Origin of the sequence: Pseudomonas fluorescens, assembly GCF_000968015.1 — a bacterium.
GTDB lineage: Bacteria > Pseudomonadota > Gammaproteobacteria > Pseudomonadales > Pseudomonadaceae > Aquipseudomonas > Aquipseudomonas fluorescens_W.
In genome coordinates this window covers 33,066-56,282 of the sequence record NZ_LACH01000003.1, presented here as the reverse complement: position 1 = coordinate 56,282, position 23,217 = coordinate 33,066, and the positions used below count along the sequence as shown (strand labels likewise).

Below are 23,217 nucleotides of genomic sequence, written 5' to 3'. Positions count from 1 at the left end.
TGGGTGGTTGTATCGGGGGCTCAGGCCCAGCCCCAGAACTGCAACCACCAGCCGAACCCTACCAAGCCGATGGCGAGTAACAGGCAAGTGCTGCCGGCGCAGCGACGAACCTGTGAAAGACCTTCGCGGTCCAGCCGTTTCCATCCCAGCAGCAGGCTCCAGCCCATCGCGACCAATAACAGACAGGCCCTGGCCGGTTGTACCCACTCCAGCAGCAGGCCTTCGTAGCGCAGCAATTTAACTGTTGTGGCCGACAGCCCGAGAAACAATCCCGCACCACCCAAGGGCGTGAGTGTCAGCGCCAAGGGCCAATACAGTGCAGGATCTTGCGCCAGTCGAGCTGTCAGACGCAGAAGGATCATCAGCGCCATGCCCAACACCATCGAACTCAAACCCAGATAAACGACGATGCTGAAACCGTCGAGCCAGCTGAAGCTGTCGTTGAGCTGCGGGTAATGGGTCAGCAGCCACCAGGGCGCGTTGTCCTCCAGGGCCCAGAGTTGGTCGTGCTCGACCAGCCATTGGGCGAGGGTTTGTTTGAGGGCGACGAACCATGGGCTGACCGTCCACTGAAACGCGCCCATGGCCAGGCCGATCACACCGAACAGCAGTAAGCGCGCGTCCCACGGTGAAAGCGTCTGCGCCGTTGCGTGAAGAATCTCCTGGTTGCTGGAGCGAGCGATCAGCTGAACAGCGCCGCGTTGGCCGCTGCAGCGTCCGCAGGCGTGGCAGTCACTGGCGCCTTGCATCCGACGGATATCGAGCAAGGGCGCGCAGTTGGGTGGCGGCAGGCGTGGTGCGGCATTGTCCATCCAGCGTTGTTCGTCGACCTGAAAATGCACGGGCGCCAGGCGGGCGAGCAGGGCGAAGACGCCGCTGACCGGGCACAGGTAACGGCACCAGACCCGCTTGCCCCGGGCGAACAGCAACCCGACGACGACCGCGGCGACGGTCGAGCCGCCCAGAATCAACAGCGCCGCCTGGGCGTAGTCATAGACGCTGATCAACTGGCCGTAGACGGTCGTGAGGCAGAACGCGAGGGTTGGCCAGCCGCCCCAGCGCAACCAGCGCGGCACACCCAAACCTTTGCCGTAATGGCTGGCCCATTCGCTGAGTGAACCTTCCGGGCAGAGAACGCCACACCAGAGTCGCCCGAACAGCGCGATCGACAGCAGCACGAACGGCCACCAAACGCCCCAGAACAAAAACTGCGCGAACAGGGTCAGGTTGTCGAGCAGCCGTGCCTGGCTGTCTGGCAGCGGCAACACCGCCGGGGTCACCAACAGCAACGCGTAGAACAGCACGACGACCCACTGCACAGCACGAATGAGGGCCGCATGGCGACGCATGCCGTCGCCCAGGCGCCGCAGCCATTGATTGCTGCGAGTCAGCTCAGGCATGGGACTTTTTCCGTAGCCCGTTGACGCAGCCAACCGCCGACGGCCAGCCAATAACCGGCCAGCACCAATAACGTCATGCCGCTGGGCGTCGCGCGATAACCGACAAAACCGGCAAGAAAACCACCCAATCCATGGCTGTCGCTGAGCAAGGCACTGCTGTCCCAAAGCGCATCACCCACGAGGCTGTACATCACCTCCGGTAAATCCAGGGCGAGTAATTGACCGCCGATTCGCTCGGTGCCGCTGACCAACAACGCCGCGCCGAGTACCAGCAAAACAGCTTCGCTGATGGCAAAGAACCGCTGCCACGAAATGAACCGACGACTGCTGTGCAGCAGGGCAATGGTCAGCGCCGACAGCACCAGTCCCATTGCGCCGCCGATGGCAAACAGACCGAGCTGCGGACCTCGCAACTGAGCACCGGCGCCATAAAGAAAGACCACCGTTTCACTGCCTTCGCGGCTGACGGCGAGCATGGCCAGCAGTAACAGACCTGCGCCACCTTGCCGGGCCAGGTGGCTATCGGCGTGTCGTTGTAAGTCGTGCTTGAGCGTGCGCCCGTGGCGGTGCATCCAGCCGACCATTTGCACGATCAGCAGGCTGGCCACCAGCGCGAGTGCAGCCTGGAACCATTCACTGGCGGAGCCGCTCATGGCCTCACCGGCAAACAGAATCAATACCGCCAGCAGGCCCGAAAGCATCAACCCCAGCACGACGCCTGCCCACAAGTACTTCGCCAGTCGATCACCCTGATGCTGCTGGCTGACCCAGGCCTGGAGAATGCTAATCACCAGCAGCGCCTCGACGCTTTCGCGCCAGACAATGAGCATTGATTGATTCATGGGAACTCCGTGTTGGAACGGGTTATTTCGCGAGGATGCCGCCCTCGGGCAGTTTCGGATTGAACTCGTCGAAGAAGGGGTAGTGGCCGGGCCTGAGGGGGTGAATGACCACGAAGGTTGTCACGCCCGGCGACAATACTTTTTCAACCCGCAATGGCGTGCTCTCGAATTCGGCTGGCCCTTGACCGATATTTTTCAAGATGATCTTGAAGCGCTGTCCGGCCGGAACCTCCAGCAAGGCAGGGGAGAAGTGGCCATCGCGCAAGCTGAGTTCATAGCTCGGTAATTCGGCATAGGCCGTCAATGGCGCCACTGCTCCGGCCAGCATCAGCCAGGCAATCTGCAGGCGCTTCATTCAATACCCGCCTTTTTTACCGATGCCGGCGTAGATGAACTCGTAGTGCAATTCGCAGCGTTCAAACCAGGGGGCTACACCGGTTTCCTTATCGGTATGGCGGCCAAGGGACCCATGACCGCCGGGTGGCAGGACGGTGAAGGTCAGCTGATATTTGCCTGGGCCGAGCAGTTTTACGTTGTCGCCATAGTGCGGGCCATCATTGGCGACCATGGCGTGGAAATCGCCTTTGAGTTCGTTCTCGTTGCCCTGTTTTTTCAGGTTGAACGAGACATTGAGGTAAGGCACGAAACTGCCTTCCTGAAAACCCTGTCGATTGTCCGCCGTGGCCCGGATGTCGGCTTCCAGGTGCACATCGGAATCCGCCGTGGCCCGCATCATGCCGGCAGGCGCCATCTCGATCGGCTGCAAATACACCGCCCCGACTTCCAGCCCCGGACACAACTGGGGTTCCCCGATCGGGTATTCCTTGGCCTGAGCCAAGGGTGTGAGCAAGAGCAGGGCGAGAGACAGCGAAAAGGTCGTACGCATGATGTCTTCCTGGGCACTAACGAGTAGGAGCCCGAGTGTAGGAAGCTTTCCTGCGAATAATAATGATTGTTATCAAGTTTTCAGCGATTAAGCCTACAACTTGGAGCGCTTCCGAAATCGCTCAGCGCGGTCGACGCTGTCGCTCATCTGCGCCGCCGCGTGAATCGTCAGAGGATGCTGGGTGAAGCCGGGCCGGGGTGATATGTAGGCGGCCATTTCGCGGGCGACGGCTAACTGTTGATCCGAACCTTGTGTCAGTAACGCGATAACCAGGTTTTCCAGGGCAATCACCCGGACACGAAGGTGGACCAGTTCTGCATTGGTCAATTCGGGGGGAGAGGAAAATGCTTCAGCGTCGAGTGATTTTTCCGCGACTTCATCATCCCAGGTCGACAATCGAACAGGGTTTTTATCTCCGGCAGGTGTTTTTTTACCAGGCATAAGAAGCTTCTCCAGGTGTTTTTATGTGGCTGCCCAAGGGCCGGAAACGCTATGACGTGCCCGATTTTCCGGCAAGACAAGCTTAGTCGTACCTTGATCCCTATCAAGGCCACCTTTGCGCGAGCGATGTAGGTTGGAGGTACATCCTAGAGGTAAACCGGGGATCGACATGGCCAAGAATTTTCCCATCAGCCCCAAACATCCCGAGCGCATTTGCTGGGGCTGCGACAGGTACTGTCCAGCAAACTCCCTGGCGTGCGGCAATGGCTCCGACAGGACAATGCATCCGGCCGAAATGATCGGAGATGATTGGTATCTGCATGGGGACTGGGGCATTGAACCGTTGATCGCGGTAGAAGACGTGACAGACGACCCCGGCCTGGGCTGAGCAACCCCCTGGAAACATAGAAACTACCTGACGGAATTTTTTTTGAAATCAAGGGGTTGCCAGCCTCGGGAAATCAGTACATAATTCACGCCATCGAAAGCACTGACCGCTGAAAAAGCTCAATGTTTTCAAGGAGTTAGATCATGAATCTTACTTCAAGTTTGTACGCGTTTGATGTTGTGCTACATGACATCAAATGCTTGAGGCCGAGTAGCAAAATGGTTATGCAGTGGATTGCAAATCCACCTACGCCGGTTCGATTCCGACCTCGGCCTCCACTTTAAACGAGCTCCGTAGATCTATGATTTACGGAGCTTTTTTATTTGCACTGTCCTGCAAGATTTAGTCTTGAAAAGGGCCGTCGCGAACTTGCTTCACCGGGACGGGATGTATATATTTCCCCCTCTGCTGCACAGGCGTCAGAACTGCCAGATCGTTATTTGACAGTCTTCAGACTGCTTCACCGCGCTACCGCCCGAATGGCGAAACTGGTAGACGCATGGGACTTAAAATCCCCCGGCTGTAAAGCCGTGCCGGTTCGATTCCGGCTTCGGGCACCATATAAATCCTGTTAAATCAGGTACTTGAAGAGGTCTCTGCGGAGGCCTTTTTTTGTGCCTGCGATTTTTTAAGGCTGTGGAAACCTCATGGAAACTTTTACGGGGAATCATGGGCAAGGTCGATCAATGCTGTGAGCGAGCGGGGATATGGCGAGGAATGGTTTAGGGTTTTGTTTTGAGGGGAGGGGTGTGCCAGGGCTGGCGGGAGGAAATCTTCAAAGACGTTTGTCACCAATCGAATTGCTCGCCGGTCTGACATACGTCTTTTTTATGCGAGTCCATTCCTATATTGCTATCCGTTGTTGCGCAGTTTGGTGATGCTGATGTTGCTACGCAGTCGGTAGGGTGTTGCGCTCGCGAAACTCAATGCATCGACTGCGTGAGTAATAAACACGCCCAAAACGCTTCCAAGAGCGCGGTACTTCAGGGTTTTCGTGTGTGCGGATGCCTTTGCAGCGCCATTTTGTAAGTGTTTTCTCGGAAACGCCGATGATTTCCGAGGCTTCCCAAGGCAGGATTTCGTCGTGAATGTCCAATGTCGTTGTCATATCTGTCTTCTGCAGGTTATGTCGTTGATGACATGGAAGACGTTACGTTATGGCCTTCGGCCAGTCAATATACACCAAATAAATTCTGCGGTATACGATCTCTATACTCTGTTCGTAACTCATTGTTTTTTATCGATTAAAACTGACGTCGGACAACAAAAAAGACGAAAAAAAGTTTCGGGTCGGGCAAAAAAGGCTCAGAGGAAGGAGTTTGACAAGGCTCGGAGGGCGCCTATTATCTAATCAGATATTAACAATTGGGGGGTTGGAATGGATGCGATCATGGGGTTGCTCTTCGTGAGAGTCAGTTTCAAAAAATGGACGGCCTGGTTCGTCGCACTTTGTGTGCTGGGCCAGATCATCAAATATGCCATCGGAGCTCCGGAGGGCCGGTTATGGTGATGCATATTTTTTGGGGGTATTTCAAATATTGGCTGCTCCCAGCGTCGATTTTTGCCGGTTGCGCTGGGTGGGATGCTCACTCCGTCGCCGAATACGTTGCTGCAGTGCACAGATTGTTGCCAAATTTCGCGGGGCATGGAGCGCTGTCTTCTTTTTTCGCTGGGCCTCCAGGATTCCTGGCTTACCTTTTTATCCCTAAAGGGCTCGTATACCCATTTTTCGGAGTTGCTGCCATTGCTGGGAATGTTGGGATTTTTGTATTGCTCTGGCTCGCATGCAGCTGGATCTCGCCGCCAAAATTTCTATTGGTTGATGACAATTGAAATGGAGAAAAGGGCCTCGCTGGCTCTTTGCTATTTATCTCCCGCATATAGTTGTTGTTCTAGGTCTGGATAAGTAGCTATTTGCTTAGTTTCAAATATGGTCGCTACCTGGATTGTGGGGGGGAAGTAAAAAGCACACTCATTTTTTATATTGGTTTTTGATTGGAGAGTCGGCACCAATACTGTTAATTAAAAAGTATGAGTGCGAATTTGTTTATAAATTAAAATAGAGTACTGTTAAATTCCCTTGGAATCTAGTAGAATGCTGGCCGTAGAAATATAGAGGCAGTTATGAAGCAACCAATTATTGAAAAAGTCGCACGTGAAACACAGCTGAATCTCGATGCCTCTACGATATTTGAGGGTGACGCGCTTACTGTTTTGCGTCGTCTGCCAAGCGGAAGTGTAAGGTGTGTCGTGACTTCTCCACCTTACTGGGGGCTTCGTGACTACGGAATCGAGGATCAAATAGGGCTAGAAATGGCCATGCCTCAATTCATTCAGAAGTTAGTTATGGTGTTTTCCGAAGTTAAACGCGTGCTGACTGATGACGGCACACTTTGGGTAAATATCGGTGACGGTTATACCAGTGGTAATCGTGGCTATAGAGCTAGCGACAAAAAAAATCCGGCAAGAGCGATGACTGTTCGGCCTGATACGCCTGAGGGGCTCAAGCCGAAAGACTTGATGGGTATTCCTTGGCGCCTGGCTTTTGCTCTTCAAGATGATGGATGGTATCTGAGGACAGATATTATCTGGAACAAACCCAATGCCATGCCCGAAAGTGTTAAAGATCGCCCAACTCGCTCCCACGAGTTCCTTTTCATGTTTAGCAAATCTGAAAAATATTTCTACAACTCGGATGCTGTTAAACAAGTTGCTGATGGGGGAGGGCTGCGTAACTTGCGAACAGTTTGGAATATCAATACCAAGCCCTACGCTGGCGCACACTTTGCAACTTTCCCACTGGATTTAATTCGACCATGTATCAAAGCATCTTCTGAGCCTGGGGATTTTATCCTAGATCCTTTTTTCGGCTCGGGAACAGTTGGATTAGTGTGCAACGAAGAAAACAGAAATTTCGCCGGAATTGAGCTCAACCCAGCATACGTCGATCTTGCACTGGAACGCTTGGGCGGTATATTCAATAAAATTATAAGGATTAATGCTGCATGAAGACGGATCTTTGCTTCCCTTTGCCTGAGCTGCAAGTTTCGTTTGCTAGCAAACTTAAGGAATTCCGGGAGCTTTGGTTGCAGAACGCGCTATTGGAAACAGTAAGCGGTTTGCAAATTTCTGGCATAGACGTCGAGCTTTCGAAATTTGTTGCGGATAGCGACCTAACTAAACTTGCAGCAAAAGGCCTTAGGGGGGAGCTGGTTTTCGCGGTTCCCGCAGTCCTGCGAGCAAATCCTCGATTGATTGGTTATTATCGTCTGTTGCTTGGATACAGCCAGAAGGAGTTTTATGGCACGGGCTTTGGTATTGCGTCCCTTAAAGCCATGGAAACTACAGGTAAAATCAATGCCAAGGCACAAGTGAGCATTGAAGAACTTTGCAGTGCATTATGTGGGGCCGCGTCTCATCTGGTAAATGGTCTAGGAGTATCGGATCTCAATATAGATCTACTGGATGATTTGACACTGTTGACAGTTGGCCCGCAGATGCGTGGTGGCGGAAATAACAAGCTAGGTCAAAAAGGCATTGTGGACGTATTCTCAATCATTGAGGAAATACTGCGCCACGCAATTGTTAATTCTACTCGCGAAGCGATCGAAATCAAGAACGGCGGTGGCCGAGATGTATGGGTAGAGTTTGCGGCTGATCCAGATATTGTTATTCGTGAGGTAATGGCTGACAAGACTTCTCGTAAGATTCTCGCGATTGAAGTTAAAAGTGGAACGGATATTTCGAATATTCATAATCGGATAGGGGAAGCGGAAAAAAGTCATCAAAAAGCAAAGAAAGAAGGCTATCGAGAGTGCTGGACGGTAGTTAACGTTTCGAAGCTAGATATTGCGAAGGCTAAAACCGAATCACCGACTACTAATACCTTTTATTCACTTAAAGACCTTGCTAGTAAGAAAGGCCCTGCATATGAAGAGTTTAAGCAGAACATTATCGCCATGGTTGGAATCTCTTCTTCATAAAGTGTAATGCCCATCATTGCCAGTGGGCTGGAAGTTTTAAATCATATTTTTTTGATACTCTTTCCAGTCCTCGCAATATTTCCTGGTGTCTTTGGATTTGAATCTGCCCCCAAGAAGCTCGATCCATCAACAATGCTTTTAACTCAGGTAAATCATACATTTCCAAGCTGTGTAAATTCGCCCATGTCGCCTCTGCGAATAAATTATAGATAGTGTCAGTATCGTCCCTTTCGCTGGCTACTCGCGTCGGGCCTTTCAATAAAGCGACAGCCTCCTCGGCTTCATCTTGTGAACAATATGTGTTTAGAAGGTGCATAGAGAAGTCTTTTTTCATGATCGTCTGCTTTGTGTTGTTTATCAGGTCAAGGCCGCGAAATGCATTGGTCAGGTCGAATGTAAACGGGTGTATAAGTCTATGCAAATACTAACTATTTGACAGATCTGAATTTCTTCAAGTCTTTTTCTATGGCGATTTCGTTATAAATTTCCCTGACTGTTGCAAGCATTGATTTTGCGTTCAATAAATGGAATCTAGGGCTATTTAGATGCGTGACAGGCAAGTCAGGCTCACCATTTTCAACGTACCTGACACGTTCTCTCTTAAAACCTTTTAGATACCCCTCGACTATTGTTAGCTGAGCTTTAGCTTCGGACTGCATAATCCCATCTGCTTCCTTTATAAGTCGCTTTAGACTTGAGGAAACGTCACGGAATATCTTTACAGCCCGGTCAAATATCTCGACACCAGCCAAGTCTGATTCTGATTTTTCTATCAGAGCCTCCAGTTCTGCAGCACGCTTTTCATTTTCTGCTTTCACTGATGCCACTGAACGTGATGGCCTCCCCATGGTTTTTGGCCTGGCTTCGTTGTCGATTGCACGTGCCAAGGCAAAGCGGCCAGTGAAAATCGCCTCTGATAAATCGCGATCAAGGTTCTCCAGCATGCCACGGGGCTTCCTGCCTGACGCGTATGAGTTAGTCGAGTATGCAGCTTGGTATATGGACGCAGGAGTTGAGAGTGGTAGATCGTCAGCATTCTCGATTCGATTCAGCTCAGACATATGCACGTCGAATTCGGAAAGAGCCTCAAAGTACTCCTGCTCCCGAGTTTTGTTTATCTTCCCAATCCGCAAATTGACCTCAGGCAAAACAGAAAACGCCTGAATTTCGGAAACCCCCGGCAGAAGGGCCAGGCGCTTTTCAACCTCGCCGCGATCACCGATCCCATCGGAGATTGCTTTTGCCAGCGTCAGGCGTTCTGACAGCGCTTTTGCGCGCAAAATCTGCGTATGTGGGTCATCACTAAGCAGCTCATCTGCTAGTAACTGAGCGCACTCATCGAGCTTGATTTTCAGGCGTATTGCTCGCTGCCGGACTTTTTCGTGTTCGCTGAGCTTGGGGCGTGGCATTAAAGTTTCCTGACCGTTGGCATGGAAAAAGTAAAGATTTGTAGTTGCTATAATATAGCGAGTTGTCCGACATCAACCAGTGTTTCTACTAGCAAGAATGTCGAGGGGGCTTTGGTCCCAAGGGGTGTTGGGTTTGATGTCAAAGCTTTGCTTTTAGGCTTTGTTTGCCGCGCCTTTGTTTGCGCACAAAAAGGGGGCCTCGCGGCCCCTGGTTGGTCAGTTGAGATGGAGGTCGCCGATTTCGTTTTGAGCCGGGAATCCGCCTGTACCGGGCTTGTGCTTGATTCTGGCCATCACGGGCTTGCCCAGGGCGCGGGTAGTGTCCTGGATTGTTTTGATTTCGGTTTTTGTTGCACGAGCAATTTTGTCTTTAATCGAGGTGCTGATTTTTATCGCCATCTCGTGATTTCCCTGGCCGTAGAGCCTGTGCCAGAAATGCCGGCCAGCGTGCTCACCAGACAGGACGATTAATTCTAAAAGGACGCTTTCACCGCCTTTCGTTGTCGGCTGGTCTTTAACTGCATGGAGCTGAATCAGCGCGTCATGCGTGGGCATGGGCTCTCTCGAAGTCGACTTTTTGAATACGATCGCAGTGTCCGCTGGCTTTCTGATTTTCCGTTTAAGGCTGTTCAAGTGAGACTTGGTGAATGCTACGCATGAGCGCCATGCGGCTGCTTCTGGAGTCTCTCCTGGGCGCTGGCGGTTGCGGGGGTACTGTGGGTCGCGGAAGTAACCATTTGGCGCGTGCAGGGTGTTGTCGATTTCGAAAAGTCTTTTAGCGATCTCGGCCTCGGTCGACGATGTGAGCATGCCACCTACGATTCTGTTGAGCTCATAAGAACGTCCGCGTGCGCCTGTGGCACCTGTCGCTTTGCGGGGGGCTCCAGGCTTGTACTCCTGCTCTATACCGTATCTGGATTGGTGGAGCTTGTAGTCGTCAGCGTCTGCGGGATGACCTGGATTAAAAAAGCTGATCGCGTGGGCCTGGCGGTCGGGGTGGACTGTGAACGTGTAATAGCATTGAGACGGGACTTTCCAGCATGGATCGATAACTTTCAGCAAGCGTCCGCCTAAGAACTCGTCCAGCTGTTCCAGGATGGCGGCGCAAATTGTGTTGTGCTCAGTGGGGTAAAAAGGTCGTGATGCCGAAATTACGATCCTGAACCGTGGGGCACTGAGCGTGTGGCTGTGACTTGTGTATATAAAGTGCTCAAGGCCAAGATCGATCAACGCATCTTCGGTTTCTTCGAGTTGGATCATGTCGTCGGCATAGTCCATACCCAGTTTTTGATCGACATCGAAAACTATCATCGTTGATGTATCTATGTTTGCGTCATTCCTTGATTGAATGCGAAATGATGCCGGTATAAATGTCGGAGCTTTTGTTTTCTCGATAATAACCAGCGGTTGTTCGAAATGTTTTTCGAAAATCGATTTAAGGCCTTCGGCAACCTGGGGCAACACGGCGTTTGTAGCTGCGGTGGATTGAGTGGAGTACTTTGTCATGACGGTCTATCTCTTGTTGTGATGAAGATCTTGTCGTCTTCATTTATATAATGCTGGGTGAGCAAAGCCCTGCACAATACCTATTTTGCTTGCTGATTTTTGATTGTTAGGTATATGGAGTAGCGAAGACATTTTGTCTTTCTTAACCAATTGGTTTCTCGTTACCCGCAACCATCCTTTTCCTTTTAAAAAGAAATGTACCCGTTGAGGGTTGTCAGATCACGTATGTCAGTTATACAAGCATAGCTATGGTTGATTCAAATCATTTGGTTAAGAAAAACGCTTTTGGCAACTACAAACAACTTATGGCAATGTTGAGCGATACCCGTCAACGTCGCTCAATCTGTATACCCAACAATCATTATTCAGCAAGCAAAAAACATTGAAAATAGTGTTGTGCGCGGGTTTGCTCATCCTGCATCATAAAAATGTGCGGTGAGCACTAACAATAAAAATGGTAAGCAAAATGACCCAGGCAACTGTAAATCTTGAATCAAAAATCCTTGGCGATGTCCAATTTTCTAAAGCCGTGATTATTAATTATGCAGGCGGGATCGATGGTGTTATGACTATCTCCACTGGCCTTCCGCAGGCGGAGGCGGAGTACTTTAAGTCCGAATACCCACAGATTAAACGGCTGATCGACATCTCCACCGACTCCGTTAACGCAATATATGCTGCATACTCGACAGCATCCGGTGTATACGACGGCGACAATGGCAAAATTGTTGATAACGTTTACGACATGAGGCGCTCAACTGTTTTTTTAAAAGTCCTGGCCAGGGCCAAGTCATATAAGGCTTTGGACAAAGCAGCTCTTGAACTCGCACGCGAATCCTTTGGCAATGTTGAAATTCCACGCTCTGTAGCGTTGCTTGTCGACGCATCCTGCTTTGACGCCCAGCTTTGTGCAGAAGCCCTGGCGAGAAACATAAATAAAGTGGAGGCAGATTACAGTCAAAGGTCTGATGACTATAAATACAGGTTCAAAAGCGAGCCTGAATCCCCCGAAGTCCTATGCGCAGAAATCCTGGCTGACAAACCTCGCGACAGACTCCTGCAACTCCCCACCGGTTGGGGCAAAACGTCAAAGGTTCTTCAAAAAGTTATCGAGAGCTATCTGTCGGACAACAAAAAAGTCCTGGTCATATCGCACCGCCGATCGATCATCAAAAACTTGAACATCGAGGGATTGATTCACTATGAGGATGTTGCTCCACGACAAATGGAAACGGCGCTAGGCCTGAAGCTGGTTGTTAACTCAATAAACAGTCTAAAGTTTGCTGAATTCTTAAAAAACGTTGACCTGGTCGTTGTGGACGAGGCAAGTCAGGTAATAAACCACATCTTCGAGGGTTCCGTAGAAGACCGCGAAGGCGTCTGGAACACTTTCAAAGCACTAACCAACAGAAGCAGGGGGGTGACGATTATGGCTGACGCTGACATCAATGATCAGTGTCTCGCACTACTCAACCGTGGCCACGATATTGTGCGTGTCGACTGCAAAAAACAGTCTCACGACGACATCAGAATAAAACTCGGTCAGCTTGATCAAGTCCGCGCCATGGCGCTCGATTCGATCGGAGCTGGTAAAAAAGTCCTGATCGCATGCGACATTGCCAAGGACGCCCGCGCCTTGGGCAAGGCTGCCGAAAAGCTCGGTGTACCAGCATTGGTGATAACTGCCGAGAGCGCCAGCTGGCCCGCCCAGGCTGCTTTTATCAGCAATCCCAACTCAACTGACCACAAAGTTGTTGTGTACAGTCCCGCGATCACGTCGGCGCTTTCAATCACCTCTGGTCACTTCGATGAACACTACGGACTGTTTGAAGGCTCTGTAACGCCGCGTGAAGCTGTCCAAATGCTCCGCAGGAACAGGACAATCAAAGAATTCACTGTCGGTATCAGAAACCCCCAGAACAGAAAAGAGGAAGTCGCAGACGTCGAATTCCACGCTTCCCAAAAGACCCCTTTTGACATCGAACTCCACGCGCATCGCAAACGCAACGCATGGCTCAGGGACAACATTCTGTTCACGCTTCCACGCGAAATGCACCGCCAAGGCTTCCAAATTGAACAGATGGAGCGTGATGACGAAAAGGGCATCGAAGGCTTCAAAGCCGGCTCAAGCGCCCGCAAGGCTCTGAAGAAAGACTCGGCCACGAAGCTTTTGAGCGCAAAACCGCTCCAGGAGCTCGACGCCAAACGTGTGCTCAAAAACGGGTCTTCTAACGAAGAAGAATACTTTTCAGCACTTCGCGCCCAAGCCCAGACGATCCTTAAGAAAAACGAATTGACAATTCAAGATGCGAAATTCTGGGGGGAGGGAGTCGGCAGGGTGAAACTAGCTAACTTCGCAAAGTTGTCTATCGGTGGTTTAAATGAGTTCGAGTGGATTGTCAGGGAAATATATGTTGGTCTGCAGTCCGGAGTCTGGAAGCCTGAAAACTCTGTTGCAGCATATGATCGAATCAACCAAGTGCGAGAGCAAGCGATCCTAGGCGGTTTCAGACTCCCTAAGAACTCTCCCAACATTTCAGACCGCTCGAAACAGGGGGCAATAAGCGAGATCATGTCAATGCACGGCCTGAAAACCCAAAGGAAGGATGGCGGTGAGAAAAATGGGTACTACTACATTATCGACCCTGACTCGCTTACTCAAATGCGTGGTTATGTTGGCAAGTAATACTAAAAGAGGCATGGACGCCTCGATTAAAAATAATTTCAATTAATGAAAAAAGGTAGTTGCTACACGTTTTGCTCCTTTCATATAATTAAATCATAAGCACACAACAACAATAATAAGAAAGTAGGTGCAACATGACAGTAGTCTCCGAACAGCCAAAAATCAACATGGGTGAAGTCGATGCAGCCCGCAGAGCTCTTTTAAGTGGCTTTGACAATGTGTCCCCTGAGTTGCTCAAGCAAATCACCAAGGCGGCTCTCCTGGCACTCCATAAGGTCAACTGGAACAAGTACAACGAGCAAAGGTATGGTCGTGTGCCAGTTGCAATTCAAGATGCAATCTTTCTTCCAGACCTTCCCCCAGTTCCCAAACCATTCCGTTCCTGGGCTGAAGTAGAGGCATTCCTCTTCGGAGGGCTACAGGACTGCGACTACGAAAACAAAGACTACAAAATGAAATATGTGGTCGAGCACACGTTCTTGCCCGATGGTATTGACCCAAACAACGATCGACTCATTTACGAAGTTAAAGGCGTCTTCGGTGATATCAACGAGGCAATGAAGTACGTGCGTGTCGCCGAGCAAAACAACGTCCATTTCATTTTTGTCCTTCAAGAAAAAAACATCATTGTTCCTTTTTCCAAACCACGCGTAAACGGAAGTAGGCAAACAATGGAAGAATGGATCAAGCAGAAAAAGTTCTCGTTTTGCTATGTCGGTGAAGAAGAAACCTTCCGCAAGACGACTGAGTACCAGAGGCTCGTCACGCACTTCGGAAAAGGCCTGAACTCCTTAAAGGACGCCTTGCGCACAAACTCAAGTGCAACACTGCACTAACCACACCTGATATAATGGGTGTATGACAAAAAGAATAGTAGTGGGCATAGACCCAGGTCAGACAGGTGGTATTGCAATCATCAACGAAAGTTTCGAGTTGATCGATTGCTTTGTCATGCCGATTTTAAAAGTGGATGGTAAGTCCAAGGTCGATGCAGGGGCACTTTATAACAAGCTTTCCGGGTATCACATTGACTTGGCCATACTTGAAAAGGTTGGAGCTCGGCCAGGGCAGGGTGTTGTTTCGATGTTCTCGTTTGGTGAGTCGTACGGGTGCGCGAGGGCAGTTTTAGAATGCCTTGGAGTTCAGTGCAGACTTGAGCGCCCCCAGGCTTGGAGAGGCGGTCAAAGCCTTACAGGGCTAAGCAAAGAGCAAATTGCGGAGGTCGCTCATAACGTTTTTGGGGCAGCTCAGATTTACGGGCGAAAGAACAAGTACGGAAATAGGTCGATCAGGGATGGAATCTCAGACGCACTGATGATCGCAAAATATGGCGTGAGGTTTCTCGATTAATGTCCCGCGCATCGTCCCTGAATCCAAAACTTTTAAAAGAAATCGTAAAAGGCGTCGAAAGAACGACCACGATTGGGCTCGCGTGCGCGATAGCTAAGGTTTCTGAGGCTGCTTTTTACCGATGGCAGGCACGGGGGAGGGACATCCTTGCCGACAACCCTGATCTAGATAATCTGACTGACGAAGAATGTCTGTTCGTAGAGCTCGTAGAGTCCGTTGAGCGTGCGAAAAAACTATCCTGCCTGCCGGCAATCGACACAATCCAAAAAGCCATCAAATCTGGCGACGTCAAAGCCGCTGAAAAGCTTCTCTCACGCCGAATGCCCGACGATTTCGGTGACTTCGAACGGAAAGAAATCACCGTCAAAACCGATTCTACCGGCGAGATCACCACCGGCATCGCCCTGATCCCGACAATGGCCCCTGAACTCGACCTTGCTCAACTGCTGCAGCAGCAACAAACCGACGCATTTCAGCTCGCAAAAACAAGAACAAATGAGCTCTCCGGCAATGATCACTCAAAAAACTAAAACTGACTGCGGCATTGCCTCATTTGCTAACGCCTTGTCGCTGACATACGAGCAAGCAGCCGCCTGTTTCTGCCAGCAAGCCCCGCAAACCGGTACCACCGCTGCCGACACCTGCAACGCTTTGCTTAACATTGGGCTGACACCCGTATATGCCACGTTCCAGGCCTTTTACGACCACCTAGGCACCCCCGGCAACCCCGCAAGCCCCGAAGTTGTCCGAAACCACCCCGCAATTCTCACCGTGCTCTCAAGCAACAGGAGAACACTGCATGCGGTTTACTGGAACGGCCAGGAAGCCTACGACCCCGATCCGCATGCCTGCAACCCCAGGAAACTTGCAGACCTCACCATCCTCGAAGCTGTTTTTGCACACAAACCAGGATTGTGCGCAAACGGCTTTTCAGGTTCTGAGGGTGGGATCTAATGGGGGCTTTCCAGCAAATCAGACCGTTGTCCTCAGCAGTCCAGAACATAATTTGGCAGCCACTGCCTGGCTCACAGACCATGTTTTTGGTGCTCGGCCAGCCCCAATATCTGACGCGGGAAGTGCTTTTCCATGGCTCGCGGGGCAACGGCAAATCCGATGCGCTGATCATGGCCTTTCTTCAAAACGTGGGTAAGGGATGGGGGCCGTGGTGGCGGGGAATCATCCTGCGAAAAGAATTCAAACACCTCGCTGATCTTGTCAAAACCGCTGCGATCCTGATCCCAAAGATTTTCCCTGGGGCGACTTGGAATGAGAGCAAACATCGTTGGACGTTTCCGACAGGGGAAGTCCTGATCTTTGGTCATATAAAACACGTCCGCGAATATGATGGGAAATTCCACGGTCACCAGTATTCCTTTATTGGCTGGGACGAGCTGGCGACTTGGGCAACGCCTGACGTATACGAAGCCATGCTTTCCACGCTTCGTACTGCCTATCAACCAACAAAATCACAGCCGCTGCCGCCGCCACTGCAGGTGCGCGCCACCACAAACCCATGGGGCTGTGGCAGGACGTGGGTGTACGAGAGATTTATCGAGGGCAAACGTCCAGGGGAGATTACGTACAACGCCGATGGCAGCCGCCAGCGGTGTGCGTTGTTTGGCACTATTTTCCAAAATCACTACATGGATGAAAGCTACATCAAAAATTACCTGGCCCAGCTCGAAGATCCTGCAAAGCGTGCGGCTTGGCTTGAAGGCGATTGGGAGGCAGTCGACACAGGTGCGATGTTTGGGCCGGTTTGGAGCCAAAACCTGCTGCTCGATCCTTTCGAAATTCCTGCCGGTTGGAAGGTGGATAGGTCGTTCGACTTCGGGCAAAGCACGCCTTTTTGTTGCCTGTGGTACGCAGAGGCGAATGGGGAATCCGTGTTTGCTGGAGGTCGTCAATTTTGCCCGCCAAAGGGCAGCTTAATTGTCGTTGGTGAGGACTACGGCACTGAAATTGACCCTCGCACTGGCAAGCAAACGCGTGCAGACGCTGGGCTATTTCTATCAGCGAAGCAAATAGGCGCACGTCTCAAGCAGCGCGAGCTCAAGCTGCAGTCATCTGTGCTTAAAAACCACGCAAAGATTACACCTGGGCCGGCAGACAACCAGATTCATAATGGCTCCAAGGTTGACCAGGGCAACGGCCCGACCGTGGCCAAAGAGTTGAAATCTGAGGGGATGGATTTCGTGGCATCGGACAAGTCTCCTGGCTCCCGTGTCACCTCCGCACAGCTAATGTTTTCCAGGCTACACGCAACGAAGATTCAGGATCCCAGCAACCCCCACATTTACTTTTTCACGTCGGCGAAATTCGCGCTTAAAACACTGCCTTTTTTGCAACGAGATGAAGACCAACTGGATTCCGTGGCCAAAGGCCCAGACGACCACGCGTGGGATGCTCTGGCCTATCGATTGACCTGGAAACGCCCTCACACCGCAGTTCGCAACGGTATAATGAGTTAATAACTGCTATTACAATAAGAGTCGAAAAGACCAATGGCACAGCAAGTAAAAGTCCAAGACCGCTCCGACGTGTGCGGCAAATACCTGGCCGACAGGAAAATAATCAGAGCTTTGCGCGGTGGCACAGACGCCATGCGCGAAGCAGGTGCTGACTATTTGCCGAAGGAACCTGGTGAAACACCCCAAGCATTCCAGAAACGCCTGAAGCGCTCAGTTCTCACCAACTTCATTTCCCGTGTCGTCAAGAATTTGAGCTCAAAGCCTTTCTCGCGTCCTGTGGTTGTGACTTCTGACACGCATTCTGAAATAGCCGATGTGTTTAGTAAGGATATCGACGGCAAAGGAGCCTCGGTGAGCTCGCTGGCGGCAGTAGTGTTCGCAGATGCTCTGTGGAATGGCACTTCTTTTATCTGTGTTGATGCTCCTGTCGACGGCGGAAAGCCATACGCGTATTGGCTGTCGGCGGACGACATTCTGGGTTTCAAACTTGATGAGGACGGGCGACTGATCGAGATCCGGATATCTGAAAAGGCGACGATCGAGGACGGCGAGTGGGGCGAAAAAGTAGTGTCCCGCGTGCGTGCATTCCGGAAAAAAGATGGCCGGGTTTTGTGGGCTTTGTTCGAGGAAAATGGCGGGGCTGATTATGCGATGACTGAGCCTTGGCGCGATTTTGGGTTGCCGGAAATTCCGGTGATTCCAGTTCATGCGAATCCTGCCGAAACTCAGGGCTCTTTGTTCTGTCCGTCGCCGATGATTGACCTAGCGCATATGAATGTCGCGCACTGGCAGGACGGTAGCGATCAACGCAATATCCTGCACGTTGCCCGCGTTCCGATTCTGTTCGCGTCAGGGATTGAAGAGGGCACTGATATCAAAATTGGCGTGGACGCTGCGATCGTAGCCAGCGCCGGCAGCGACCTGAAATTTGTAGAGCACAGCGGCAGTGCTATCAATGCGGGACGTCAAAGCCTCGTGGATTTGGAGAATTTGATGTCGACTTATGGCATCGAGATGCTTGCAAACAATGGTGCAGTGGAAACAGCAACGGGCAGGGCGCTCAAAGCCGGCGAAAACAACAACCAAATTGCCGCGATGGCAACATCAATGGCTTCGGCGCTGCAGACCGTATTTGAAATGCTGGCTCATTTTAGTCGTGTGTCCAGCCCAAGTTTTAGTGTTGATGTGCATACAGAGTACGGCATCAACGCATCTACAGAGGAATTGCAGGCCCTGGCCACTGCTCGTGCCAACGGTGATTTGTCTCAGTTCGAATATCTGTCCGAGCTCAAAAGACGTGGTGTCCTGCGCAACGACTTCGACATCGCCCTGAACGCCGATCGCCTAGCCACTGAGCTATCGATTGTTTGATGGCAAATCTGGCGCAGGGAGGCGCTGGAATGCAGGCTTTGTGGCATCATCACCCTTCAGAATATTGGGGACGCAGGATGAATACATACGGATTTCTGGATCACGACGGGAAGTTTGGAGCGATCTGGTATGAATCAGGTGATGATATTTCGGTTTATCTCCCCCATAAATCTAATGGCATATTCACAACAAACTTGGATCACTGGCATAGATATAGTGATTATGTAGGTACCGCCAGCGACCTCGCTGATTACAGTCCTGAAATTAATGCTGCGGCACTGGTAGCCTCCCAAAACAATGTTTACATAAAAAAGTCTACTATTCAGCCTCTTACTCTTGAACCTGGTAAGTATCACCCCAGGGTTTGGCGTGGCATACCGTCCAGAAATGCTTTCGATTCTGGATACAACGGAATGGCCATATCCGAAGATGATCATAGGGTTTATATTGAGTCCTCTCACGCGGCTGCAAGTTTGTTTGAGGAGCTGAGTTCTCTATTTAGAGTGATTGAGCCGAACCCTACTAATGATTGTTGCTTTGGTCATAAAGTGAGGGAGCTTATAATTCTAGCTTGCACCGAAGTCGAGACGTGCTGGAGAGGGGTGATGTCTGGAAATAGGTCAACTCCCAAGAGATCATATTCGACTAAGGATTACGTAAAACTGCTACCTCTCCTTCGTCTTGATGAGTGGAGTGTCAAGCTGAAAAATTATCCTAGCTATCCAGTTATTTACCCTTTCAAAGGTTGGAGCGCGGAAGAGGGCGAAACAACTAAAAGTTTAGGCTGGTATGACTCATATAATGCAGTTAAGCACGACCGAGAAGGAGAATTTGAAAAAGCAACCCTGCATACATTGATTTCTGCGTTGGGCGCGGTACATATAATGCTCGTGGCCCAATGGGGGCCTGAACTATTTCATCGTTTCCTAGGGAATAGATTTTCTGTGTTCGAAACGGTATCTATTCCGAAATACGATCCAGAAAGCCAATATATATGTGTGCCTGCGGGCGTATTCCCTATAGTTGCTGCCCCTTTCTTTGGTTAGTGGAATTGGCGTTTGAGTCCAAAGTACGGTGTAAATCGCAATGCTAATGCACTCCACAGGAGACTTGGTTGCTGATGTTGATTTGGAATGATCGAAAAGAGAAGGGACTTCTAGGTTTTGCCGGAGCCTCGTTAGCGCTGCTGATCACAGTGAAATTACACTTTGCTCTTGCTACACCGCTGCTTGGCACCACCTTTGGTAATTTAATTTCATCCGAAGCTTTTTCAGAGGTGCTTGGTGATTTGCTCGTAGGTTTGATCTCGGCGTATATTTTCTATCTCCTGATTGACCTCTGGCCTAGGGCTAAGAGAGAGCGTTCAATCCAACGATTGCTCAACCTTCTACTCACGTCTGTTGTTGACGCTTACGAACGAACAAGAGTCTTCGGGCATGAAACCGCCATTGCTGTCCTAGATACAAGCATTCTTAAACCACAACGCCTAGAGCAGCACATCGACGCCGTGCGAGCGGCTCGTGCACCCAGTGTCATGTTCCTTAAGCTAAAATTCGCTATGGAAACTGCTCATTCACGGTACTCAGACTTTCAAGGAACGCTGGGGATGGCTACCGAGCTTTCGCCTGAGCACGCTTTGGCATGGTTGGGTGTTACAGACAAAATCCGATTGTTGGCCGAGGCGTACGGTACTCAACCTTTAAACCCTTGGGTCGATAACTTTGGCTGCAAACCCACAAATGAAGAGTTGATTGATGAAAAAGTTAAGGAAAATTACGATATTTATCAAAATTCCATGAAAGACTTCGAATCCACACTTCAATTGCGAGTGATGGAGTTTTTTGAGGAAGCGAAAGATTGGATTTTGATGACAAAGTGTTCATCTTAACCAAGGGGGGGACATGAAGCCAACACATTTCATCGACTTCGAGGCGTCTGGTATCTCCCCTGACAGCTACCCCATCGAAGTAGCCGTGGTGTACCCAGGCGGTGAGTATCAAGCACTGATCAAGCCAGCAGACTACTGGGATCACTGGAGCTACGATGCTCAAGACATGCATTGCCTGAGCCGTGGGCAGTTGATCAATGAAGGCCAACCACCCTTAGCCGTCGCGCAAGAGATGAATCGCCTGTTTGACGGCAAAACGCTGTGTTCTGACAACCCAGCAGACTGTTTTTGGCTGGATGTACTTTACGAAGCAGCCGGGATCGAGCCGACTTTTGAAGTCCAGCCGATTGAGTTGTTCGTTGGCCGGGTGGCGGCTGGAGAGATCCTGCGCAAGCTGCCCGTCCGTAAGGGGCACCGGGCGCTTAAAGATGCTCAAGCACTTTCAAAAGCCGTTATCGATCACGTCAAATAAGCGCAGGGCCTTAATTTAGAATGAGGCCATCTTCATTTAGATGTTGATGCAGTTGTTGATTGCCCGCTCTACCGACTCTATTACATGCGCAACTGTTGATCGCCCAGGGACAGTGAGCCTTGCGACTGTCGCAGATGTGCCGGCGTCCAGGTTTCGACGGATTTCGTAAACATCCTGCAATCGTCCGTTAAACATGATTTCTTCAACCGGAAATACTTCGAACTCGTCCGAGATCTGAATTTTATTCTTCAACATTTTTCTGGCCTCTTATGTGTACGTTACATCTTTAATGTACTGTATGCGCATACAGTCGATCAACGCCTTTTTAAAATATTTTTGATTAGTCCCGTAATGGTAATTTATACTAAGTGTACTTAATGAAAACTCATTATGGATACTTAAATAAGGAGATCACTCATGTCAAAACTCGCCGAATTCCGGGCACTTGAGCAGCAACTCGCTAACCAGTTGGCCGAGCTGGAAACCCTGAAAAACGATAGCGGTCTCAAAAAAGAGATCGAATTCGAAACAAAACTGCGCGCTTTGCTTGGCGAGTACGGCTACAGCCTGCAAAACATCGTCAATCTGCTTGACCCGCAAGCCGGTCGCCGCGCACCAGCTGCTGTCGCAACTAAAATCACGCGCAAGCCTCGCGACGTTAAGATCTACAAAAACCCGAATAGCGGTGAAATTATTGAAACCAAAGGCGGCAATCACCGTCAACTCAAGGAGTGGAAAAACGAGTTCGGCACAGACGTAGTCGAGTCCTGGCGCACTCAGTGATACCTGTTTGAGTACAAAAGGGCCCCGTGTGGGCCCTTTTTTCGGCGAACGCTTGGCCAGCTGGCTCCACTTAACCGTGTGGCGTTGTGAAAATGGCGCCATTTTTTCACTTGAACTTGTAATGTCTTTTTGATATCAGTATCGCTTTCGTGCCGCCAAAAGGGATTTGTATGAGCGATATTAAAAAAGTAGCACTAACAATTGAGAACTTTGTCGTCGAACCGACCGGCAGTGGCGAGTTCAGCATGTACAAGCGTGTGCGCGTCTCGAACACATCCGGGGAAACCCAGTATTTTAAAACGCTGTTTGTTCCAAACCATGTTAGAAAAGCCATTTCGAAGGGCAAGACAGGCACCTTTTATATCGCCGACCTCCATAAAGGTAAGGTTTTCTGCGTACTGGCTTACGAAGATGCCGCAGGAAGCAGATTTGATATCGACGAACTCAAAGACATTGCCAAAGCACTTCGAATGACCGGCATGTATTTCTTTGGCGCTGGAACACTTGCTTCGTTTCTTGGGATTATCGCATACGGAATTGGGCTAATTCTTTTCCCGTTTGTGCTGTATTTCGGGTGGTTATCTCTCGTAAAAATGCCTGGCAAACTTAAAGCGGAAAGGGTGTTGTCTGGATTAAAGAGCCTCGGTTTTCAAACCTCCCGCTCAAAAACAACACCTGCTCCAGCAGGTGCTTAAATACTGCTTTTCCAGTTGCGTTCATACTTGCTCCCTCCGGATACTGTAAATGTAGCGAAAAGACTACGAACAAGAGGAAGCAGGTATGAACATCAATCAAGCAGTTCTTGAAGCTATGACCTTTGTCGAGTTAATCCCCGGCGCAGCCCAAGGCTTGAACATCCACGACCCAGTCAACCGCCAAGCAGCCTACGACTTCTGTCTCGATGAAGCCCTGCGACTGGCCCAGCAGAACACTTGCAAACCAGCCCCCCGCCCAGACATGCAGTCCCTAGAGCTCTGGCAGGCCATGTGCTGTCACGCCACTCTCAACGAATTCCACCGCTGCCTCAAACGCCTGCAAGCCGCATAAGCCCAGGGACGCTTGCATTCCACATCAGTCCTTGCCAATATATAAATATCTGATTATATATGTAGGTGCAGCATGACACGGCACCAGTTTTGGCTCCTGCACCTGCTTTTGAAGCCAAAGCTTTTGTTTTTGCGGGTTTGGCGTGGATTTGGAGTGAAGCGCATGGGACGGAATCGTGTCATCGAGCGATTTTTGGAGGACGAGATCCACGACGAAATCCCGGATTTTAATCTCCTACGCCTGACAATTTCCGAGCCAGAGCAGCCCCTGTCGATTTTAATTGAGGAGCTGGGT

26 protein-coding genes and 2 tRNA genes are annotated in these 23,217 nt (G+C 50.5%); 19 read left to right on the top strand and 9 right to left on the bottom strand.

Annotation, left to right across the window (positions count from 1 at the left end):
* Positions 1–20 precede the first annotated feature (20 nt).
* From VD17_RS03245 to VD17_RS03225, 5 genes are all read right to left on the bottom strand, one after another.
* Positions 21–1,400: a 4Fe-4S binding protein gene (locus tag VD17_RS03245; RefSeq protein ID WP_046052646.1), complete on the bottom strand. Its 1,380-nt coding sequence runs from the start codon at positions 1,398–1,400 to the stop codon at positions 21–23.
* Positions 1,388–2,242 (bottom strand): FTR1 family iron permease, encoded by an 855-nt coding sequence (locus VD17_RS03240; RefSeq protein WP_046052645.1) that lies wholly within the window; start codon positions 2,240–2,242, stop codon positions 1,388–1,390. Before VD17_RS03240 ends, VD17_RS03245 begins: the two co-directional genes overlap by 13 nt.
* Positions 2,243–2,264: 22 nt before the next feature.
* The gene (locus VD17_RS03235) at positions 2,265–2,597 is read right to left on the bottom strand and encodes a cupredoxin domain-containing protein (protein WP_046052644.1); all 333 of its coding nucleotides are present in this window, start codon (positions 2,595–2,597) and stop codon (positions 2,265–2,267) included.
* Complete coding sequence (locus tag VD17_RS03230; protein WP_008153602.1) at positions 2,598–3,128, bottom strand: iron transporter; 531 nt, start codon at positions 3,126–3,128, stop codon at positions 2,598–2,600.
* Positions 3,129–3,221: 93 nt separating this feature from the next.
* The gene (locus VD17_RS03225) at positions 3,222–3,569 is read right to left on the bottom strand and encodes a hypothetical protein (protein ID WP_046052643.1); all 348 of its coding nucleotides are present in this window, start codon (positions 3,567–3,569) and stop codon (positions 3,222–3,224) included.
* Between the two features lie 169 nt (positions 3,570–3,738).
* Here VD17_RS03225 and VD17_RS03220 point away from each other — a divergent pair, with 169 nt between their 5' ends.
* The 6 genes from VD17_RS03220 (at position 3,739) to VD17_RS03195 (ending at position 7,940) form a co-directional block, all read left to right on the top strand.
* Positions 3,739–3,957 (top strand): DUF3079 domain-containing protein, encoded by a 219-nt coding sequence (locus tag VD17_RS03220; RefSeq protein ID WP_046052642.1) that lies wholly within the window; start codon positions 3,739–3,741, stop codon positions 3,955–3,957.
* Positions 3,958–4,161: 204 nt separating this feature from the next.
* Positions 4,162–4,235, top strand: a tRNA-Cys gene (locus VD17_RS03215).
* A 195-nt stretch (positions 4,236–4,430) separates the two neighbouring features.
* Positions 4,431–4,517: transfer RNA gene (locus VD17_RS03210), tRNA-Leu, on the top strand.
* A 943-nt stretch (positions 4,518–5,460) separates the two neighbouring features.
* Positions 5,461–5,790, top strand: coding sequence for a hypothetical protein (locus VD17_RS03205; RefSeq protein WP_046052641.1), 330 nt, complete (start codon positions 5,461–5,463; stop codon positions 5,788–5,790).
* A 291-nt stretch (positions 5,791–6,081) separates the two neighbouring features.
* Positions 6,082–6,966, top strand: a complete 885-nt coding sequence (locus tag VD17_RS03200; protein WP_185753097.1) for a DNA-methyltransferase — start codon at positions 6,082–6,084, stop codon at positions 6,964–6,966.
* Entirely contained in the window at positions 6,963–7,940 is a 978-nt protein-coding gene (locus tag VD17_RS03195) for an XcyI family restriction endonuclease (RefSeq protein WP_046052640.1), read from the top strand. The genes VD17_RS03200 and VD17_RS03195 overlap by 4 nt, the downstream gene beginning before the upstream one ends.
* A 13-nt stretch (positions 7,941–7,953) precedes the next feature.
* Here VD17_RS03195 and VD17_RS03190 read toward each other — a convergent pair whose 3' ends face one another.
* From VD17_RS03190 to VD17_RS03180, 3 genes are all read right to left on the bottom strand, one after another.
* Complete coding sequence (locus VD17_RS03190) at positions 7,954–8,274, bottom strand: hypothetical protein (RefSeq protein ID WP_259674536.1); 321 nt, start codon at positions 8,272–8,274, stop codon at positions 7,954–7,956.
* Between the two features lie 94 nt (positions 8,275–8,368).
* Positions 8,369–9,349 (bottom strand): hypothetical protein, encoded by a 981-nt coding sequence (locus VD17_RS03185; RefSeq protein WP_046052639.1) that lies wholly within the window; start codon positions 9,347–9,349, stop codon positions 8,369–8,371.
* A 216-nt stretch (positions 9,350–9,565) separates the two neighbouring features.
* Positions 9,566–10,855, bottom strand: a complete 1,290-nt coding sequence (locus VD17_RS03180) for a hypothetical protein (RefSeq protein WP_046052638.1) — start codon at positions 10,853–10,855, stop codon at positions 9,566–9,568.
* 466 nt (positions 10,856–11,321) lie between these two features.
* Here VD17_RS03180 and VD17_RS03175 point away from each other — a divergent pair, with 466 nt between their 5' ends.
* The 10 genes from VD17_RS03175 to VD17_RS03135 all read left to right on the top strand — a co-directional run bounded on the left by VD17_RS03175 (position 11,322) and on the right by VD17_RS03135 (position 21,093).
* A complete protein-coding gene (locus VD17_RS03175; RefSeq protein ID WP_046052637.1) occupies positions 11,322–13,541 on the top strand; it encodes a hypothetical protein in 2,220 nt (739 codons plus the stop codon).
* Positions 13,542–13,675: 134 nt separating this feature from the next.
* Positions 13,676–14,377, top strand: a complete 702-nt coding sequence (locus VD17_RS03170) for a hypothetical protein (protein WP_046052636.1) — start codon at positions 13,676–13,678, stop codon at positions 14,375–14,377.
* Between the two features lie 22 nt (positions 14,378–14,399).
* Positions 14,400–14,891 carry a hypothetical protein gene (locus VD17_RS03165; protein ID WP_046052635.1) on the top strand — a complete coding sequence of 164 codons (492 nt, stop codon included), beginning with the start codon at positions 14,400–14,402 and terminating at the stop codon, positions 14,889–14,891.
* Positions 14,891–15,421, top strand: coding sequence for a hypothetical protein (locus VD17_RS03160; protein WP_046052634.1), 531 nt, complete (start codon positions 14,891–14,893; stop codon positions 15,419–15,421). The genes VD17_RS03165 and VD17_RS03160 overlap by 1 nt, the downstream gene beginning before the upstream one ends.
* On the top strand, positions 15,402–15,845 hold the full coding sequence (locus VD17_RS03155; protein ID WP_046052633.1) for a hypothetical protein: 444 nt from the start codon (positions 15,402–15,404) through the stop codon (positions 15,843–15,845). The genes VD17_RS03160 and VD17_RS03155 overlap by 20 nt, the downstream gene beginning before the upstream one ends.
* A gap of 80 nt (positions 15,846–15,925) precedes the next feature.
* Positions 15,926–17,362 (top strand): terminase large subunit domain-containing protein, encoded by a 1,437-nt coding sequence (locus VD17_RS03150; protein WP_259674535.1) that lies wholly within the window; start codon positions 15,926–15,928, stop codon positions 17,360–17,362.
* A 33-nt stretch (positions 17,363–17,395) separates the two neighbouring features.
* Entirely contained in the window at positions 17,396–18,733 is a 1,338-nt protein-coding gene (locus tag VD17_RS03145; RefSeq protein WP_259674534.1) for a DUF4055 domain-containing protein, read from the top strand.
* A complete protein-coding gene (locus VD17_RS32100) occupies positions 18,733–19,779 on the top strand; it encodes a hypothetical protein (RefSeq protein ID WP_185753096.1) in 1,047 nt (348 codons plus the stop codon). The genes VD17_RS03145 and VD17_RS32100 overlap by 1 nt, the downstream gene beginning before the upstream one ends.
* Positions 19,780–19,847: 68 nt before the next feature.
* The gene (locus tag VD17_RS03140; RefSeq protein ID WP_185753095.1) at positions 19,848–20,621 is read left to right on the top strand and encodes a hypothetical protein; all 774 of its coding nucleotides are present in this window, start codon (positions 19,848–19,850) and stop codon (positions 20,619–20,621) included.
* A gap of 13 nt (positions 20,622–20,634) precedes the next feature.
* On the top strand, positions 20,635–21,093 hold the full coding sequence (locus VD17_RS03135) for a hypothetical protein (RefSeq protein WP_052962681.1): 459 nt from the start codon (positions 20,635–20,637) through the stop codon (positions 21,091–21,093).
* Between the two features lie 36 nt (positions 21,094–21,129).
* Here the strand turns inward: VD17_RS03135 and VD17_RS03130 are convergent, their stop codons facing one another.
* Complete coding sequence (locus VD17_RS03130; RefSeq protein WP_046052630.1) at positions 21,130–21,348, bottom strand: hypothetical protein; 219 nt, start codon at positions 21,346–21,348, stop codon at positions 21,130–21,132.
* Between the two features lie 162 nt (positions 21,349–21,510).
* Here VD17_RS03130 and VD17_RS03125 point away from each other — a divergent pair, with 162 nt between their 5' ends.
* From VD17_RS03125 to VD17_RS03115, 3 genes are all read left to right on the top strand, one after another.
* Positions 21,511–21,876, top strand: a complete 366-nt coding sequence (locus VD17_RS03125) for a histone-like nucleoid-structuring protein, MvaT/MvaU family (RefSeq protein WP_046052629.1) — start codon at positions 21,511–21,513, stop codon at positions 21,874–21,876.
* A 170-nt stretch (positions 21,877–22,046) separates the two neighbouring features.
* Positions 22,047–22,571: a hypothetical protein gene (locus tag VD17_RS03120; protein WP_046052628.1), complete on the top strand. Its 525-nt coding sequence runs from the start codon at positions 22,047–22,049 to the stop codon at positions 22,569–22,571.
* Between the two features lie 85 nt (positions 22,572–22,656).
* Positions 22,657–22,923, top strand: a complete 267-nt coding sequence (locus VD17_RS03115) for a hypothetical protein (protein ID WP_046052627.1) — start codon at positions 22,657–22,659, stop codon at positions 22,921–22,923.
* Positions 22,924–23,217: the final 294 nt, after the last annotated feature.